Here is a 14,322-nt window from a genome sequence, read left to right on the forward strand (position 1 = left end):
AGACGGTTGCTTCCGCTCACCCGCTGGGAGGGCGGAAGCAACCGTCATCTGACTAGGCCCGGACGAGCGAGGCCAATGCGGTCTGGCCCTGCTGGTTCGGGTGGAAGACGGCCTCCGGCCCCTCCTGACCCGGTGCCAGCGCGTCGAATCCGCGCAGGAACGGCGTGCCCGACTCGCACAGCGCGTGGCCTTCGAACGTGTCCGGGCGGGAGAACGGGCTCACGAACGTGGCGTTGACGCCCTTGTGCGCCGCCTTGGCCACGGCGGTGCGCAGGGTGGCGTCGATGCCGTCGGCCACCTGGTTGCCCTCGCTGCGCTCCGCGGTGGTCATGATGCCCTCGCCGCAGATCGGGTCGAGCGTGGCGCCGGGCGGGTTGTCCGAAGCGGACACCTGGCGGCCGTAGCCCACGACGACCACTCGCGCGTACGGGCTGCGCTTGCGGATCTCGGTGAGCAGGGCGGTGACGTTGCTGCCCATCTGCGGCAACCTGGCCAGGATCGCCTCGGTCGGGGCGCCCGTGCAGTCCGCCTGGATGCAGGTGCCGCCGTACGTCGAGTAGTCGACGTCGTTGGTGCCGACGGTGAGCAGCACCAGGTCGGTGCCGCGCCGCAGGGCGTCCAGCTGGGCCGGACGGTCCTTGAACGGGCGGGAGAAGTCCGCGGTGGCGGCGCCACTGCAGCTCACGTTGGTGAACGAGCCGAGCCGGCCGGCCGCGCGCAGGCCGGCGGCCACCTGCTCGCCGTAGGAGTTGTTGCTGCGCCAGCAGTTGCCGGCGGTTCCGTCCTGGTAGGACCCCGCACCGGTGCCGGAGGCGTACGAGTCACCGAGCACCACGAGCGAGGTGGAGCGGGCCGCGTTGGCCGTGGGAGCGATCCCAAGCGCAGCCAGAACAGCTGTGAGGACGACGATCGTTCTTTTCACAGGACCCCCGAAGTCGATGTCATCGCCACTCCATGGTGCCCGAACCACCACGTCGTGCGCCGCCAAACGAGATACCGGGACGTTCAGCCGACCGACGACAGGACGTTCGCGATCTCCTTCAGCAGCGGCGTCTTGCGGTCGTTCGGCAGGAACGAGGCCAGCACGGCGTTCTCCGCCAGCCTCGCGATCTCCGCGTGTCCGAGGCCGAGCGCGGTGGCCACCGCCAGGTACTCGCCTTCCAGCGTCGCGCCGAAGAACGGCGGGTCGTCGGTGTTCAGCGTGACCACCACACCGGCGTCGAGCACCTGCCGCACGGGATGCGCCTCGATGGACACCACCTGTCGAGTGCGGACGTTGGACGTCGGGCACACCTCCAACGGAATCCCCTTCAGCGCCAGGTGTTCCAGCAACGCCGGGTCCTGGTGGCAGCTCGTGCCGTGGCCGATGCGCTCGGCCCGGAGGTCGAGCACCGCCGACCAGACGGTCTCCGGGCCGGTGGTCTCCCCCGCGTGCGGCACGCTGTGCAGACCTGCTTCCCTTGCCGCGTCGAAGAAGGGCGCGAACTGGGCACGGCCGATGCCTTCCTCCGGCCCGCCGAGACCGAAGGAGACGAGACCGTCGGGGCGTTCGGACAGCGCGAACGCCAGCGTCTCCCGGCCGGCCACCAGGCCCTTCTCGCCCGGGATGTCGAAGCACCAGGCCAGGTCGACCCCCAGCGCCGAGGCTTCCGCGCGACCGGACTCGAGTCCCGTGAGGAGTTCGTCGCCGGACATGCCGTCCGTCAGGTGGTTGTGCGGTGTCACGGTGACCTCGGCGTACCGGACTTTCTGCCGTGCCAGTTCACGGGCCAGGCCTACGACGAGGGTGTGGACGTCGGCGCGGTCCTTCAGCATCGACTGCACCGCCCAGAAGACCTTCAGGAAGTGGTCGAAGTCGCGGAACGTGTAGAAGCGCTCCAGTTCGGCGCGGTCGGTGGGCACACCCGCCTCGGGGTGGCGCCGGGCGAGTTCCAGGACGGTGCCGAGGCCGGCCGAGCCGACGAGGTGGACGTGCAGTTCGACCTTGGGCAGTGCGTGGATGAACGAACGCATGGCAAAGCTCCCCGTGCGAGGCGAAGATGAGAGAGGTGGCGGAGGAACGGGACGACTCAGGGAGCGAGGTCGCCGCGTTCGGTGTCAGCGCCGTAGAGCGGCAGCTTGAAGTCCGGCACGACCTCCAAGCTAGCAGCACCGCCACGAATGCGGTGGCGCCGTTCCCGCCTCAGTTGCACGATGTGGCGTGTGACCGGTGAGGACGTGCTCGCGATCTTGGCAGCGTTGCGGGACTTCGACATCTGCACAGGGGGTGGATGGGGTATCGATGCGCTGGCCGGTGAACAGACCCGGCCGCACGGCGACCTCGACCTCATGCACCGCGAGGAGCAGGAACCTCAGGTCGTCGCCGCGCTCGCCGCGCGCGGGTTCGCGGAAACCCTGTCGTGGCGGCCGGTCCGGTTCGTGCTCACCGGTCCAGACGGGCGCGAGATCGACCTGCACCCGTTGCGGTTCGCGGACGACGGCAGTGCCGAGCAGTCCTCGCTGACGCCGGGCGAGCCGTTCCGCTACCCGGCCGAGTGCTTCGTCACCGGCACGATCCTCGGCACGCCCGTGCGCTGCCTGTCGGTCGAACAGCAGCTGCTCTTCCACCAGGGTTACGAGCCGCGGGACGAGGACCTGCACGACCTGGCCTTGCTGCGCTCACTTCCCGCGGCCAAAACTCGGTAGCGCCGACGGCTAGCGTGGGGTGGGTGAAGGGATTCAACCCGAGTTTCAGTCCCGAAACGGCCAAGAACTACGACAACTCACCCCGCGGCGACGAGGCCGAGACCGTCCGCTTCCTCGCCGCGTTCGGCGGGAGTGCCCTGGAGTTCGCGATCGGCACGGGCCGCATCGCGTTGCCCCTCAAGGAGTCCGGTGTCGAGGTGGACGGCGTCGAGCTCTCCCCCGACATGGTCGCGCGCATGCGGGAGAAAGCCGGTGGCGCCGACGTCGAAGTGGTCATGGGCGACATGTCCAGAGCCGGCACCGGCCGCACGTATCCGTTGGTGTACCTGGTCTACAACACGATCACGAACCTGCTCACCCAGGACGACCAGGTGCGGTGCTTCGAGAACGCCGCACGCCACCTCACCCCGGACGGCGTGTTCGTGGTCGAGTGCGGGGTGCCGAGCTGGGCGGCGCGGCAACGCAACCAGTTCATCGACGTGGAGGCCGTCGAGGTCGACCACGTCGAGCTCGATGTCAACCGCTACGACCCGGTCACCCAGATGCTCGACGAGAACCACGTGCACATCGGCGCGGACGGCATCCGGTTCGGCGCGATCCGGCAGCGGCTGTCCTACCCGTCCGAGTTCGACCTCATGGCGCGCATCGCGGGTCTGCGGCTGCGCGAGCGGCACGCCGGCTGGAACGGCGAGCCGTTCGTCGCGGACAGCAAGCGGCACGTGAGCGTGTACGAAAGAGCCGCCTGACGGTCTGCGTCAGGAGTTGAACGCTTCCAGCGCCTCGGCCTTGATCTGCTCGAACTGGGCGGCCATCGCCTCGGACAGGGCCTGGGCGCCGGACAGCGGGCGCACCATGACGGTGAACTCGTCGATCAGCCCGTCGGCGTTGAGGTGCAGGAAGTCGCAGCCCTGGATCTCCTTGCCGCCCACCTCGGTGCGGAACACCAGCGCGTGGTTCGGGCCGTCGATGATCTCGCGTTCGTAGCGGAAGTTCTCGAACACCCGCATCACGCCGCGCAGGATCGCCGCGGTGATCGGCTTGCCGGGGTAGGGCGTGAACGCGACGGGACTGGTGAACACGACGTCGTCGGCCAGGCACGCCGCCATCGCCTCGGTGTCCCGTGCTTCGACCGCTTTGCGGAATGCGTTCACAGCGACGCCCTCACATACTCAACTTGTTGACTAGGTCGATGCACCGTAACCTGCTGCTATGTCGCTGCGCAACGCCGTGATGGCGGCCCTGCTCGACGGGGAGTCGTCCGGCTACGACCTGGCCAAGGCGTTCGACGCGTCGGTGGCGAACTTCTGGATCTGCACGCCGCAGCAGCTCTACCGGGAGCTGGACCGCATGGAGGCGGACGGGCTGATCGTCGCCAGGACGGTCGAGCAGGAACGCCGGCCGAACAAGCGCCTGTTCTCGCTCACCGAACTGGGCCGCGAGGAGCTGACGTCGTTCACGGCCGGGCCGCACAAGCCCACCGCGATCCGGGACGAGCTGCTGGTGGCGGTGCTGGCGGCGGACTCCGGCGACACCGAGGGAGTGCTGGCCTCGGTCCGCGAACGCAAGCAGTGGGCCGAGGCGAAGGTCGCGCGCTACGAACGACTCAGGGCCAAGCTGCTCGACGGCCGTTCGGAGGAGGACTTCCTGGCCACCGCAGAACGGGTCGGGCCGTACCTGACGTTGTTGCGCGGCTTGTCGTTCGAGCGGGACAACGTGCGGTGGTGTGCCAGGAGCCTCACCGTGCTGGAGCGGCGTGGTGCCCGGCTCGACGCGCCGGGGTGAGGTTGAATCGGGTCCATGAACGGCATTTCGCTCTTGCAGGAGGCACTCAGCGCGCCCGCGGCAGAGGCGCGCAACCGGTTCGCGGGGCGGCTCAACGGCTACCTCGACGGGTCCGACGTCGTGCACGCCGTGCGGTTGCAGGGCTGGCTGGGCCTGGAGGTGCCGGGCCCCGGCTGCCACGTCGGCACCGGCAGCTGGGACTTCACCCGCTTCAAGGCGACCACGTCCCCGGTGACGTGCGGGCGCTGCCGCTCCGCCGGGCTGCTCACCAGCTCGTTCACCGGGGGCCCGCACCAGCAGACCCTGGACCTCGAGGGCATCTAGATGGCGGAGCGGTTGCGCAGCCCCATTCCGGTCAGCGCGGTCATGCCCAGGCGCTCGTAGTACGGACGCAACGCGTCGTCGCACGTGAGGTCCACGGAGTACAGGTGCGCGGCCTCGGCCACGATGCGGCGCATCAGCTCCGTGCCGATGCCCTGGCCCTGGAACTCCGGCCGCACCTCCAGCCACGGGACGAACGCGGTCAGCACGCCGTCGCTGATCATGTTCACGAAGCCGACGACGTCGTCCCCTGAACGCGCGATCACCACGCGATAGCTCCCGCGCAGCACGGCGAGGTGCTGGGCGGGTGACGGCGGCTTGGGCCAGCCCACGAAGAACCCGGCGAGTTCGGACTCGGTCAGGCCGTGGAGATCGGTGCGGTAAGAGATCACCGCCGCATTGAACCGTTCTCGCCGGACATCCGTAGGGTGGTTTCTCCCAATTCTGCCGCTAAGCTGCTGGTCGTGCCCCTGCCGACTGTTCCGCTGCGCCGTGCGCGCTGTGCTGCCGTCGGCATCGTCAACGGGACGCTCGCGGTTCTCGCGCACTCCAGCGCGGACGGGCAGTTGCCCGACGCCGGGCTGGTCTTCTCGCTCGTCGCACTGCTCACGTGGGCGACGTCCGGGTTCGCCCGGCACGAGCTGACCTGGCGCAAGCTGCTCCTGCTGATCGGCGGCGGGCAGCTCGCGATGCACGTCCTGGTGTCCCTCGCGGCGTTCCGGCACGCACACGAAGCCGAACCGGCGCGCATGATCGCCTCCCACGTCGTGGCCACGGCACTGACGGTCGTCGTGCTCGCCGCCGCGGAACGGTCCGTGCTCGCGCTCGCCCGCGCGGTCACGGCCGCGCTGCCCCGCAGGCTCGCCGTCCTGCCCGCCACCGCACCCCTGGTCGTCGCCACGCCTTCGCTCGCGCCGACCGCGATCGTCTTCCTGGACGTGCTGTCGTGGCGCGGTCCTCCGGCTGAACAGGTCTGAATCCCCTTCACAGGGCCGCTCACCGAGCGGTCCTGCCCCTGTTCACGCCCATTGGGAGCACCATGACCACCACAGCCGCTCCGTCACGCACGTCGTTCGCGTGGCGGGGACTCTTCCTGCGCCTGCACTTCTACGCCGGCGTGCTCGTCGGCCCGTTCATCCTCATCGCCGCGCTGACCGGCGTGCTGTACGCCCTGACGCCGCAACTGGAGTCCTGGGTCTACTCCGATCAGCTCCGCGTTCCCGCGACCGCGCAACAACTCCCGCTGTCCAAGCAGGTCGACGCCGCGCTCGCGACGTCACCCCAGGGCGAGCTCGTCGCGGTCCGGCCCGCACCCGAACCCGGTGACACGACCCGCGTCCTGTTCTCCGAGAAGGGCTTGGGCGAGTCCGAACGCCGCGCGGTCTTCGTCGACCCCGGCACCGGACGAGTCACCGGTGATCTCGTGGTCTACGGGTCGAGCGGCGTGCTGCCGCTGCGCACGACGCTGGACCAGTTGCACCGCAACCTGATGCTCGGTGAACCCGGTCGCCTCTACAGCGAGCTCGCCGCCTCCTGGCTGTGGGTCGTCGCGCTGGGCGGCCTGGTCCTGTGGGTCTCCCGGGCACGCAACAGCAAGCGCATCCGGACGCACGGGCTGATCGGCGTGTGGGTGCTGGCCGGTGCGTTGTTCCTGTCCGCCACCGGTCTCACGTGGTCGGCCTACGCGGGCGAGAACGTCGCCATGCTCCGCACCGCGGTCGGCTGGTCCACGCCGGCACTGGAGATGCCCGGTGCCGGGGAGAGCCACGGCGACCACGGTTCGAGCACCTCGTCCGCCGGTGGGCACGGCGAGATCGACACCGTGTCCAGCGCCGCGAAGCTGTCCGGCATCGACGCGAAGGCGGTCGAGATCAGCCTGCCCACCACCCCCGACGGCGCCTGGAAGGTGGCCGAGATCGAGAAGGGCCTGCCGTCCCAGGGAGACGCCGTCGCGGTGCACGGCGGCGAGGTGGTCAGTTCGCTCAAGTTCGACGAGTTCCCGCTGGGCGCGAAGCTGACGCGGTGGGGCATCGACGCGCACATGGGTGTGCTGTTCGGCTGGCCCAACCAGTTGCTGCTGTTGCTCATCGGCGGCGGACTGGTCGCTTCGGTCGTGCTCGGGTACCGCATGTGGTGGAAGCGCAGGCCCACGAACGGTTTCGGCCGCCCGACCCCGCGTGGTCAGTGGCGCAAGGCCCCGCGCGGAGCGTTGATCGCGCTCGGCCTCGGCACACTGCTCGCAGGGTGGTTCGTGCCGCTGCTCGGCGTCACCCTGGTGGTCTTCCTGGCCGTCGACGTGCTGCTCGGGAGGCGGGCGAAAACGGCGGCGTCCTGATCGTCCACAGTGGACGAGGCTTGCCTGATCTGGACATTTACGGCATATTAACGGGAAGGTGAGCCGGGAAGTCTGGTCGGCCCGCTCGTCACACCCAGGTGGCGGCGGAGAGCTGACGAGGGGCGCCCACATGACGCTGATCCCCCACGCCATCCCTTTGATCAACGATCCCCAGGTCGTCCACGCGCTCGCTGCCCGGTGGCGTCGTACCAGGACGCTGCTGCTGCTCTCGGTCGGTGTCCTGCCCGTCGCCATCGGCATCGTGTGCATCGTGCTCGCCGGCATGACGTCGGCCGGGCAGCGCATCATGCCGTGGTGGTCGGCGATTCCGGCGGTCGCCGCGGCGGCGTGCGCGTGGGCGTTGCTGTCCTGGTTGCGGCGCAACGGTTTGAGTGATCCGCACTCGTGGCTGCCCGCCACCACCCTGATGACGGGCGCGCAGCTCGTGCTCGGCGTGCTGCCGGGCTCGGGCATCGCGTTGCGGCTCAGCCCCGGCGCGGCGATCGCGGTGAAGGCGTTGTGCGCGGCCGGAGTGCTCGGTGCCGGATCCGCCAGCGCACTCGCCCGGCTGGCCCACCGTTCGCTGCTCTCGGCTCCGATCCTCGAACTCGGGTCGACCGCGTTCCCGCTCGTGCTCGACAGCAGCGGCGCCCGCGTGGTGATCGGCACGGACCGCGTCGACTGGACCACGCGGCACGGTTCGCGGGTCGACGCCGGGGTCTCGTTCGCCCGCATCCTCCGCGTGACGGCGCATTCGCACGCGATCATGCTGCACACCGCGTCCGGTTCGTGGACGGTTCCCGTGGCGGATCCGGCGACCGCGCAGGCGTTGCTGCGCCGCCGGATCATGTGGTGGGAGGAGCGCCGTGACGCGGCCGCCGAACGCGAGCAGCGCCGTTACCTCGACCTGGTCACGTTGCTCGCGGCCGTCAGCGGTGAGGCCACGCGCGGCGGCATCAGCGTGACGGTCGACTCGAACGGCCTCACGACGGGCATCGCGCTGAGCCCCGAGGTGCGCGAGCTCGAACCGGACCTGCTCGCGGCGCAGCTGATGGCGTGCGTGCAGAAGGCGAGGGTGGACGCGCGCAAGCAGGTTCAGGACCTGGTGCTCGACCACGCCGGCGACCAGATGGCGAAAGCCAGCCACTAAGGCCTGTATCGAAGTCCAGTCCGCGATAGCCGGGCCCGAGGCGGCCCCTGGCGGCACGGCTGAATGGCCCACATACAACACCGGTATGCGGGCCATTCGGCCGCACCACCAGGAACCACCTCAAGCGCGACTCTCATCGAACCAAACTTCGATACATGCCTTCGTCGCTTGTCCCGCGCCCGCCGTCCTGCCTACGTTCGCCCGGAGAACTTCGGGAGATTGGGGGACGACTTGCGCAGACGTGACTTCTTCGCGGCGGCGGCCGGGGTGGCCGCCGTCGTGGCCAACCCCGCGAGCGCGCTCGCGGCCGGCGAGCAGCGGCCGGGCGCCTCGCACCTGCCGGACCTCGACCTCGGCGACTTCCCCGTCGTGGCAAGGGTCCGCGCGCGCAACGCGCTCGAACACCTCAAGGTCCTGAGCGACCGGATCGGGCCGCGCATCGGCGGCACCGCGTCGGAGCACCGGGCGCGCGACTTCCTCGTCCGCGAACTCAAGGCGTTGCGGTACCAGGTGACGACGCAGCCGTTCACCGTGCCGGACAAGTACCTCGCCGACGTCAACGGCGGCTGGCAGGCCGGCGCCTCGCGCTCCGGCTCGCTCGGCGTCACCGTCAAGGCCCCGTTCGTCGAGGTCACCGACGGCGTGTTGCCCGATCTCACCGGCAAGATCGCGTTCTACGTCAACGCCCCCGCCGGCTCCGCGCCGACGCACGCGGCGATCGAACGCGGTGCGGTGGCGGTGGTCCTCGGCCGGATCTCCGCGACGGCGAACAAGTCCAGCGCCTTCTCCCCCACGCTCGACCGCGACGTCACCGTGCCGGTCATCGGCCTCGCCCAGGTGCACACCGAGAAGCTGCGCGCGCAGGGCTCCGGCGAGCTGACGATCAGCACGGTCCACCACCCGAACCTCACGTCCTACAACGTGATCGCGGACCGGCCGGCGACGTTCCCGTGGCGGGACAACGGGGTCGTCATGGTCACCGCGCACTACGACACGGTGCCGGGCTCACCGGGCGCAAACGACGACGGCAGCGGCACGGTCCTCTGCCTCGAACTGGCCCGCGTCCTGCGGTACCTGCCCACGCACAAGGCGCTGCGGTTCGCGTTGTGGGGCTCGGAGGAACAGGGACTGCTCGGGTCGCGGCATTACGTCTCGCAGCTCCCGCCCGAGGAGATCGCGCGGATCAAGGGCGTGTTCCAGAACGACATGGTCGCCACCAGCCACGACCCGGCCACGGCGTACTGGCTGCTGTCCGTGGACGGCGCCGACAACGCCACGACGGCCGGGGTCCGCGCCGCCGCGCAGAGGCTCGGCTACGACCCGAGGGTGCACGGACCGGTGGCGCGCGGGTCGAGCGACCACGTGCCGTTCCACGAGAAGGGAATGGCGTCGGCGAACTTCAGCTGGCGCGGCGAGGGCGGGCCGGCGCAACTGGAGCCGATCTACCACACCCCGGAGGACACGATCCGCGACAACATCAGCCTGGAACGGCTGCAGGTGTCGCTGGAGCTGATCGGCTCGGCGGCGTACCGGCTCGCCGGCCAGAAGTAGTGCGGCTCACGAGCTGACGTCGAGCACCGCCTTGGTGAACGCCCGCGGGTCCTCCTGCGGGACGTTGTGGCCGATGCCGTCGAGGACGCGGTGCTCGTAACGGCCGCTGAACTGCCCGCGGTAGGCCATGCCGTCCTTGTTGGGGCCGTCGAAGTCGCTCGCGATCGTGATCGTGGGCACGCTGATCACCGGCTTGGCCTGCAGCTCGCGCTCGAGCCCGTCGTAGCGGTGCTCGCCCTGCGCGAGCTGCAGGCGCCAGCGGTAGTTGTGGATGACGATCGCGACGTGGTCGGGGTTCTTCCACGCCACCGCGCTCCGGGCGTAGGTGGCCTCGTCGAAGTTCCACTGGGGCGAGGCGAGCTTCCAGATGAGCTTGTTGAACTCGTAGGAGTTCTGCTCGTAGCCCTTCACTCCACGGTCCGTCGCGAAGTAGTACTGGTACCACCAGCCGAGTTCGGCCTGCGGTGACAGCGGTTCCTGGTTCTGCCGCAGGTTCACGACCAGGTAGCCGCTGACCGAGATGAGCGCCCGGACGCGTTCCGGCCAGAGCGCCGCGGTGATGCAGGCCGTCCGCGCGCCCCAGTCGAACCCGGCGACGGTCGCCTTGCGGATCTTCAGGGCGTCCAGGAACGCGATGACGTCACTGGCCAGCGCGGACTGCTGGCCGTTGCGCTTCGTGTGCGCGTGCAGGAACCGCGTGGGCCCGTAGCCGCGGAGGTACGGGATGAGGACGCGCTGTCCTTGCGCCGCCAGTGCCGGTGCCACGTCGGCGAAGCTGTGGATGTCGTACGGCCAGCCGTGCAGCAGGACGGTGACCGGGCCGTCCGCCGGGCCCATCTCCGCGTAACCGATGTCGAGCAGGCCGGCCCTGACCTGCTTGATCGGGCCCCAGGACGGCGGGGAGGCGTGGGCGGTCGCGGTGACGAGGGGTGCCGCGAGGCCGGCCACGGCCACTGCCTGGGAGAACTGTCGCCTGCTGATCATGGGATCGACGGTAGGACGCGCGCGTGGCGGGTCGCGAGCGTCAGGTGACGGTGGCGCGGTACGTCATCCGGAGTCCGCCAGCGCCTGCCGCAGCTCCGCCCTCGCCGTGACGCCGAGCTTGGGGAAGATCCGGTGCAGGTGGGTGCTGACCGTCCGGTGCGACAGGTGCAGCCGCTCCCCGATCTCCTTGTTGGTCAGGCCGTCCGCCGCCAGCCGGGCGATGGTCAGTTCGTGTTCGGTCAGCTCGCCGTTGCCGCCCCGCGACTCGCCCGACGCCCGCAGTTCCTCGCGGGCCCGTTCCGCCCAGTCCGCGGTGCCGAACGCCTCGAACGCCTCCGCGGCCGCCTTGAGGTGCGGGCGGGCGTGGGCCGCGCGGCGCTGCCTGCGCAGCCACCCGCCGAACGCCAGCTGCACGCGGGCCCGGTCCCAGGGCGAGCTGTCCGCGTCGAGCGCCGCCTCGAACAACGCCTCGGCCTCGTCGTCCGCCGCCAGGAGGGCGTGCGCGTACCTCAGGCCGGACGCCAGCGCGGGCGACCGGGTGGTGGTGTCGAGCTCCTCCACGAGCTTGCGGGCCTCGTCGGCGTTGCCGCTGCGGGCCGCGGACTCGACCAGCTCGGGCAGCACGTAGCGGCGCAGGGCCAGCTGGTGTGCGGGATCGGCCGGGTCGTGGACGCGGCGGACGGCGGCGAACGCGTCGGCGTAACGGCCCTCGCCCAGTGCGGCGAGGCTCCTGGCCAGCTGGACGGTGGCCAAGACCGGGCGTGCGCCCGCCGCCAGGCCGGCGCGTTCGGCTTCGGCGGACCGTTCGGCGGACCGTTCGTACTCTCCGCGCAGGGCGGCGATCTCGGCCTGGACGGCGGCGGCCAGGCCACGCATGTAGGGCTGGCCGGTCTCCTCGGCGAGGCGGGCGGCTTCCCGGGCCACCGGTTCGGCGGCGGCGATGTCCCCCAGGCGGGTACGGCTCCACGCCTCCACGGCCAGAGCCCTGGCGAGGAGTCCGAACTGGCCCTGCGCCCGGAAACCCGGTTGGGCGGCGACGGAGAAGCGCACGGAGTCGGCGAACGCGCCGACCTGGAGCGCGGCGCTGCCGAGCAGGCGGAGGGTGGCGGGGTCGTCGGTCACCGCACGGCCGCGCAGCCCGGCCACCACCGCGTCACCCTGCTGCACCGGACACACGTAGGCGGTCATCGCGAGCATGCGCGGATCGTGCGGGTCGATCGGCAGCCGGCGCGCGACAGCGGCGATCCGCTCCCTGACGGCGGCCCCCGGTTCGACCCAGAAACACCGCATCGCGACGCTCCAGAAGATCCGCAGGCCCAGCTCGACGTCGCCGTCGGACACCACCGACTCGGCCAGCCCGACCAGTTCGCCGGGCCCCGCCACGCCCTCGCCCACACCATCGTCGAACGCCGTGGGCAGCCACGTCACGAGCGCGCGCTCCCGTGCCGTGAGGTCCAAGCCGCGCACGTCCAGCAGGATGCGCTCGACGTCGTCGCGCCGTCCCGCCTCCGCAGCCAGTTCGGCCGCCCGCAACAACCGCCGGGCCCGTTCGCCGTCGTCACCCAGCTCCGCGGCCCGCTCCAGCGCGCTCACCGCGGCCGCCGCGCCACCGCGCCGCAGCGCCCGGTCCGCCGTCTTCTCCAGCAGGCAGGCCACGTTCTCGTCGGCACCGGTCGTGGCACCGGCCAGGTGCCACGCGCGCCGGTCCGGTTCCTCGGTCGCGAAGGCGAGGCGGCGGTGGGTGTCGCGGAGTTCTGAGGCACCGGCCGCGCGGACGACCGCCGCCCTGATCAACGGGTGCCGGAACGCGCCGGCGGAGTCGACCAGCCTCGCCTCGACGGCAGGCGTCAGGTCCGTGCCGCACGCACCGCCGAGGGCCAGCACGAGCAACGCCGACCGCACCTCCGCGGGCAACGCCGAGGCACGCGCGGCGAACGTCTCCTCCAGGGAGTCGCCACCGAACGGGAGTTCGGTGAGCGCCAGCGGGTTCCCGGCCGCCTGCGCGAGCACCCACGAGCGGCGTCCGGCGTCCAGGCCGGGCGCCACGGCGTCGACGACCGCGGCAGCCTCCGGGGCGGCCAGCGGTTCCAGGACCAGCGTGGGCACGCCCGCGAACACCGGCGTCCGGGCGGCCACGACCAGGGCGGCGCCGGACAGCCGGCGGGCCACGAACCCGAGGACGTCCTGGCTCGCCCGGTCCAGCCAGTGCGCGTCGTCGACCAGCACGACGGACCGCGCCGCGCTCAGCACGTCCAGCGCGGCGAGCCCGACGAGGTGCACGGGCGGCGGCGCGCCCTCGGACAGTCCGAAGACGACTTCCAGCGCCGCACGCCGCGCGCCGGGCAAAGAGGGCAGGTCGAGGAACGGGTGCAGGACCTGGTGCAGTCCGGCGTAGGGCAGGTCCTGTTCGGCCTCGACCCCGACTACCAGGTGACCGTCGAGCGAGGCGAGCAGCGCCGACTTGCCTGCGCCGGGCTCACCGGTGACCAGCAACGACCCGCCGGAGGCCGTCAGCGCGGCCAGCCGCTCCCGTTCCCGATCCCGCCCGACCAGCGACACCCGCCGACACCCCGTTCGTTGATCCGTGTGGACCAGGGTGTCAGAAAGTCCAGACCGCCCGCTTGCCCGGACCCACCACCAGCGTGGACGTGCCGAGCTCCTCGACGTGCCTCGCGACCGGGCGGTTGAGCGCGAACTCGACGCGCTTGAGCCCGATCCGCGTCGGCGGCGCCTCGTCGAACCGCATCGTGGTGCCGCCGCGCGTGGCCACGACCGAGCCTGGCTCGGTCCGCAGCGAGAAGCCGCCGGCGCGCAGCAACGGCACGGTGTCCGCCAGGTCCGAGGCGGTGACGGCGAGACGGACGAGCGTGACGTCGCGCATCATCTTGTCCTCGTACACGTCCGGGAGGTAGCGCTGACGCGTCACGTCGCCCGGGAACCGCGCGGGCCCGACCTTGCTGCGCGGGTCGTCCATGTACTCGTCGCGGTACTCCATGGCCCAGGCGCCGAACCTCTCGTACTCCTCGATCAGGAACAGCGAGTCGAACCACGGCACCGGCTTGCCGTCGCCGAAGTCGCGGGTCTGCAGGAAGTCGATCGGCTTCTCGCCCGCGGCGAGCAGCCTGGCCTTGAGCTTCTCGATGTCACCGTCGTGCTCGGTGGAGAGCCCCAGACCGGCGGACCCCGGTTCACCGTCCTTGCCCGGCACGTCACCCGGCCCGAAGATCTCCATGTAGGTCTCGCGGCCGCGCAGGTAACGCCCCGTCCAGACCTTGCCGTCCGCTCCGGTCGTCGTGCGCACCTCGAGATCCGCGAAGTCCTTGAGGTAGCGCGAGTGCTCGACCGCGTCCGCGGTGGCTCGGTCGAGCGTTCCCCATGCGTGGTTGTAGTACAACAACTGCCGCGCTCCCGCCTGTGCCGGTCCCGCACCCGACACGACCAGAACAACGGCCAAGATAATGCAAGACATTCGTCGGATCCCCATGCATTCGATCGTAAAACGGACACGCTCAAG

The 14,322-nt window shown here is 70.8% G+C and carries 15 protein-coding genes; 8 read left to right on the forward strand and 7 right to left on the reverse strand.

Annotated elements, in window-relative coordinates; all coding sequences use genetic code 11:
* Window positions 1-52: 52 nt before the first annotated feature.
* Together DFR72_RS23365 and add are read right to left on the reverse strand one after the other, a co-directional pair.
* Complete coding sequence (locus DFR72_RS23365; RefSeq protein ID WP_170176365.1) at window positions 53-922, reverse strand: SGNH/GDSL hydrolase family protein; 870 nt, start codon at window positions 920-922, stop codon at window positions 53-55.
* Between the two features lie 83 nt (window positions 923-1,005).
* A complete protein-coding gene (gene add, locus DFR72_RS23370; RefSeq protein ID WP_090064868.1) occupies window positions 1,006-2,013 on the reverse strand; it encodes an adenosine deaminase in 1,008 nt (335 codons plus the stop codon).
* 189 nt (window positions 2,014-2,202) lie between these two features.
* On the opposite strand from add, the gene DFR72_RS23375 reads away from it, so the two are divergent.
* Both DFR72_RS23375 and DFR72_RS23380 read left to right on the forward strand, forming a co-directional pair.
* A complete protein-coding gene (locus DFR72_RS23375) occupies window positions 2,203-2,685 on the forward strand; it encodes a nucleotidyltransferase domain-containing protein (protein WP_177224527.1) in 483 nt (160 codons plus the stop codon).
* 23 nt (window positions 2,686-2,708) lie between these two features.
* Window positions 2,709-3,431: a class I SAM-dependent DNA methyltransferase gene (locus tag DFR72_RS23380; RefSeq protein ID WP_090064870.1), complete on the forward strand. Its 723-nt coding sequence runs from the start codon at window positions 2,709-2,711 to the stop codon at window positions 3,429-3,431.
* Window positions 3,432-3,440: 9 nt separating this feature from the next.
* On the opposite strand, the gene DFR72_RS23385 is transcribed toward DFR72_RS23380, so the two are convergent.
* Entirely contained in the window at window positions 3,441-3,836 is a 396-nt protein-coding gene (locus DFR72_RS23385) for a nuclear transport factor 2 family protein (RefSeq protein WP_090064871.1), read from the reverse strand.
* 58 nt (window positions 3,837-3,894) lie between these two features.
* Here DFR72_RS23385 and DFR72_RS23390 point away from each other — a divergent pair, with 58 nt between their 5' ends.
* Together DFR72_RS23390 and DFR72_RS23395 are read left to right on the forward strand one after the other, a co-directional pair.
* A complete protein-coding gene (locus tag DFR72_RS23390) occupies window positions 3,895-4,467 on the forward strand; it encodes a PadR family transcriptional regulator (protein ID WP_090064872.1) in 573 nt (190 codons plus the stop codon).
* Window positions 4,468-4,482: 15 nt separating this feature from the next.
* Entirely contained in the window at window positions 4,483-4,791 is a 309-nt protein-coding gene (locus DFR72_RS23395) for a hypothetical protein (protein WP_051770467.1), read from the forward strand.
* Here the strand turns inward: DFR72_RS23395 and DFR72_RS23400 are convergent.
* Window positions 4,788-5,180 carry a GNAT family N-acetyltransferase gene (locus DFR72_RS23400; RefSeq protein ID WP_211335497.1) on the reverse strand — a complete coding sequence of 131 codons (393 nt, stop codon included), beginning with the start codon at window positions 5,178-5,180 and terminating at the stop codon, window positions 4,788-4,790. The two genes, DFR72_RS23395 and DFR72_RS23400, sit on opposite strands and share 4 nt — an antisense overlap.
* Window positions 5,181-5,252: 72 nt before the next feature.
* Here DFR72_RS23400 and DFR72_RS23405 point away from each other — a divergent pair, with 72 nt between their 5' ends.
* The 4 genes from DFR72_RS23405 to DFR72_RS23420 all read left to right on the forward strand — a co-directional run bounded on the left by DFR72_RS23405 (window position 5,253) and on the right by DFR72_RS23420 (window position 9,824).
* Window positions 5,253-5,765, forward strand: coding sequence for a hypothetical protein (locus tag DFR72_RS23405; RefSeq protein WP_090064873.1), 513 nt, complete (start codon window positions 5,253-5,255; stop codon window positions 5,763-5,765).
* A 62-nt stretch (window positions 5,766-5,827) separates the two neighbouring features.
* Window positions 5,828-7,123 carry a PepSY-associated TM helix domain-containing protein gene (locus DFR72_RS23410; RefSeq protein WP_177224528.1) on the forward strand — a complete coding sequence of 432 codons (1,296 nt, stop codon included), beginning with the start codon at window positions 5,828-5,830 and terminating at the stop codon, window positions 7,121-7,123.
* Between the two features lie 130 nt (window positions 7,124-7,253).
* Window positions 7,254-8,273, forward strand: a complete 1,020-nt coding sequence (locus DFR72_RS23415) for a YbaB/EbfC family nucleoid-associated protein (RefSeq protein WP_090064875.1) — start codon at window positions 7,254-7,256, stop codon at window positions 8,271-8,273.
* Window positions 8,274-8,504: 231 nt separating this feature from the next.
* Window positions 8,505-9,824 (forward strand): M28 family peptidase, encoded by a 1,320-nt coding sequence (locus DFR72_RS23420; protein WP_245983391.1) that lies wholly within the window; start codon window positions 8,505-8,507, stop codon window positions 9,822-9,824.
* Window positions 9,825-9,830: 6 nt separating this feature from the next.
* On the opposite strand, the gene DFR72_RS23425 is transcribed toward DFR72_RS23420, so the two are convergent.
* The 3 genes from DFR72_RS23425 to DFR72_RS23435 form a co-directional block, all read right to left on the reverse strand.
* Entirely contained in the window at window positions 9,831-10,808 is a 978-nt protein-coding gene (locus DFR72_RS23425) for an alpha/beta fold hydrolase (RefSeq protein WP_090064877.1), read from the reverse strand.
* 63 nt (window positions 10,809-10,871) lie between these two features.
* A complete protein-coding gene (locus tag DFR72_RS23430) occupies window positions 10,872-13,367 on the reverse strand; it encodes a helix-turn-helix transcriptional regulator (RefSeq protein ID WP_090064878.1) in 2,496 nt (831 codons plus the stop codon).
* 40 nt (window positions 13,368-13,407) lie between these two features.
* Window positions 13,408-14,262 carry a DUF5829 family protein gene (locus tag DFR72_RS23435; protein WP_245983392.1) on the reverse strand — a complete coding sequence of 285 codons (855 nt, stop codon included), beginning with the start codon at window positions 14,260-14,262 and terminating at the stop codon, window positions 13,408-13,410.
* Window positions 14,263-14,322 lie beyond the last annotated feature (60 nt).

The organism is Lentzea flaviverrucosa (genome assembly GCF_003350445.1).
In the GTDB taxonomy this organism is placed as follows: Bacteria; Actinomycetota; Actinomycetes; order Mycobacteriales; family Pseudonocardiaceae; genus Lentzea; species Lentzea californiensis.

Excerpts from the sequence above, each read along its gene's own strand:
- add (WP_090064868.1), bottom strand. The coding sequence starts at position 2,013 with ATGCGTTCGTTCATCCACGCACTGCCCAAGGTCGAACTGCACGTCCAC.
- DFR72_RS23390 (WP_090064872.1), top strand. The coding sequence starts at position 3,895 with ATGTCGCTGCGCAACGCCGTGATGGCGGCCCTGCTCGACGGGGAGTCG.
- DFR72_RS23395 (WP_051770467.1), top strand. The coding sequence starts at position 4,483 with ATGAACGGCATTTCGCTCTTGCAGGAGGCACTCAGCGCGCCCGCGGCA.
- DFR72_RS23410 (WP_177224528.1), top strand. The coding sequence starts at position 5,828 with ATGACCACCACAGCCGCTCCGTCACGCACGTCGTTCGCGTGGCGGGGA.
- DFR72_RS23415 (WP_090064875.1), top strand. The coding sequence starts at position 7,254 with ATGACGCTGATCCCCCACGCCATCCCTTTGATCAACGATCCCCAGGTC.
- DFR72_RS23425 (WP_090064877.1), bottom strand. The coding sequence starts at position 10,808 with ATGATCAGCAGGCGACAGTTCTCCCAGGCAGTGGCCGTGGCCGGCCTC.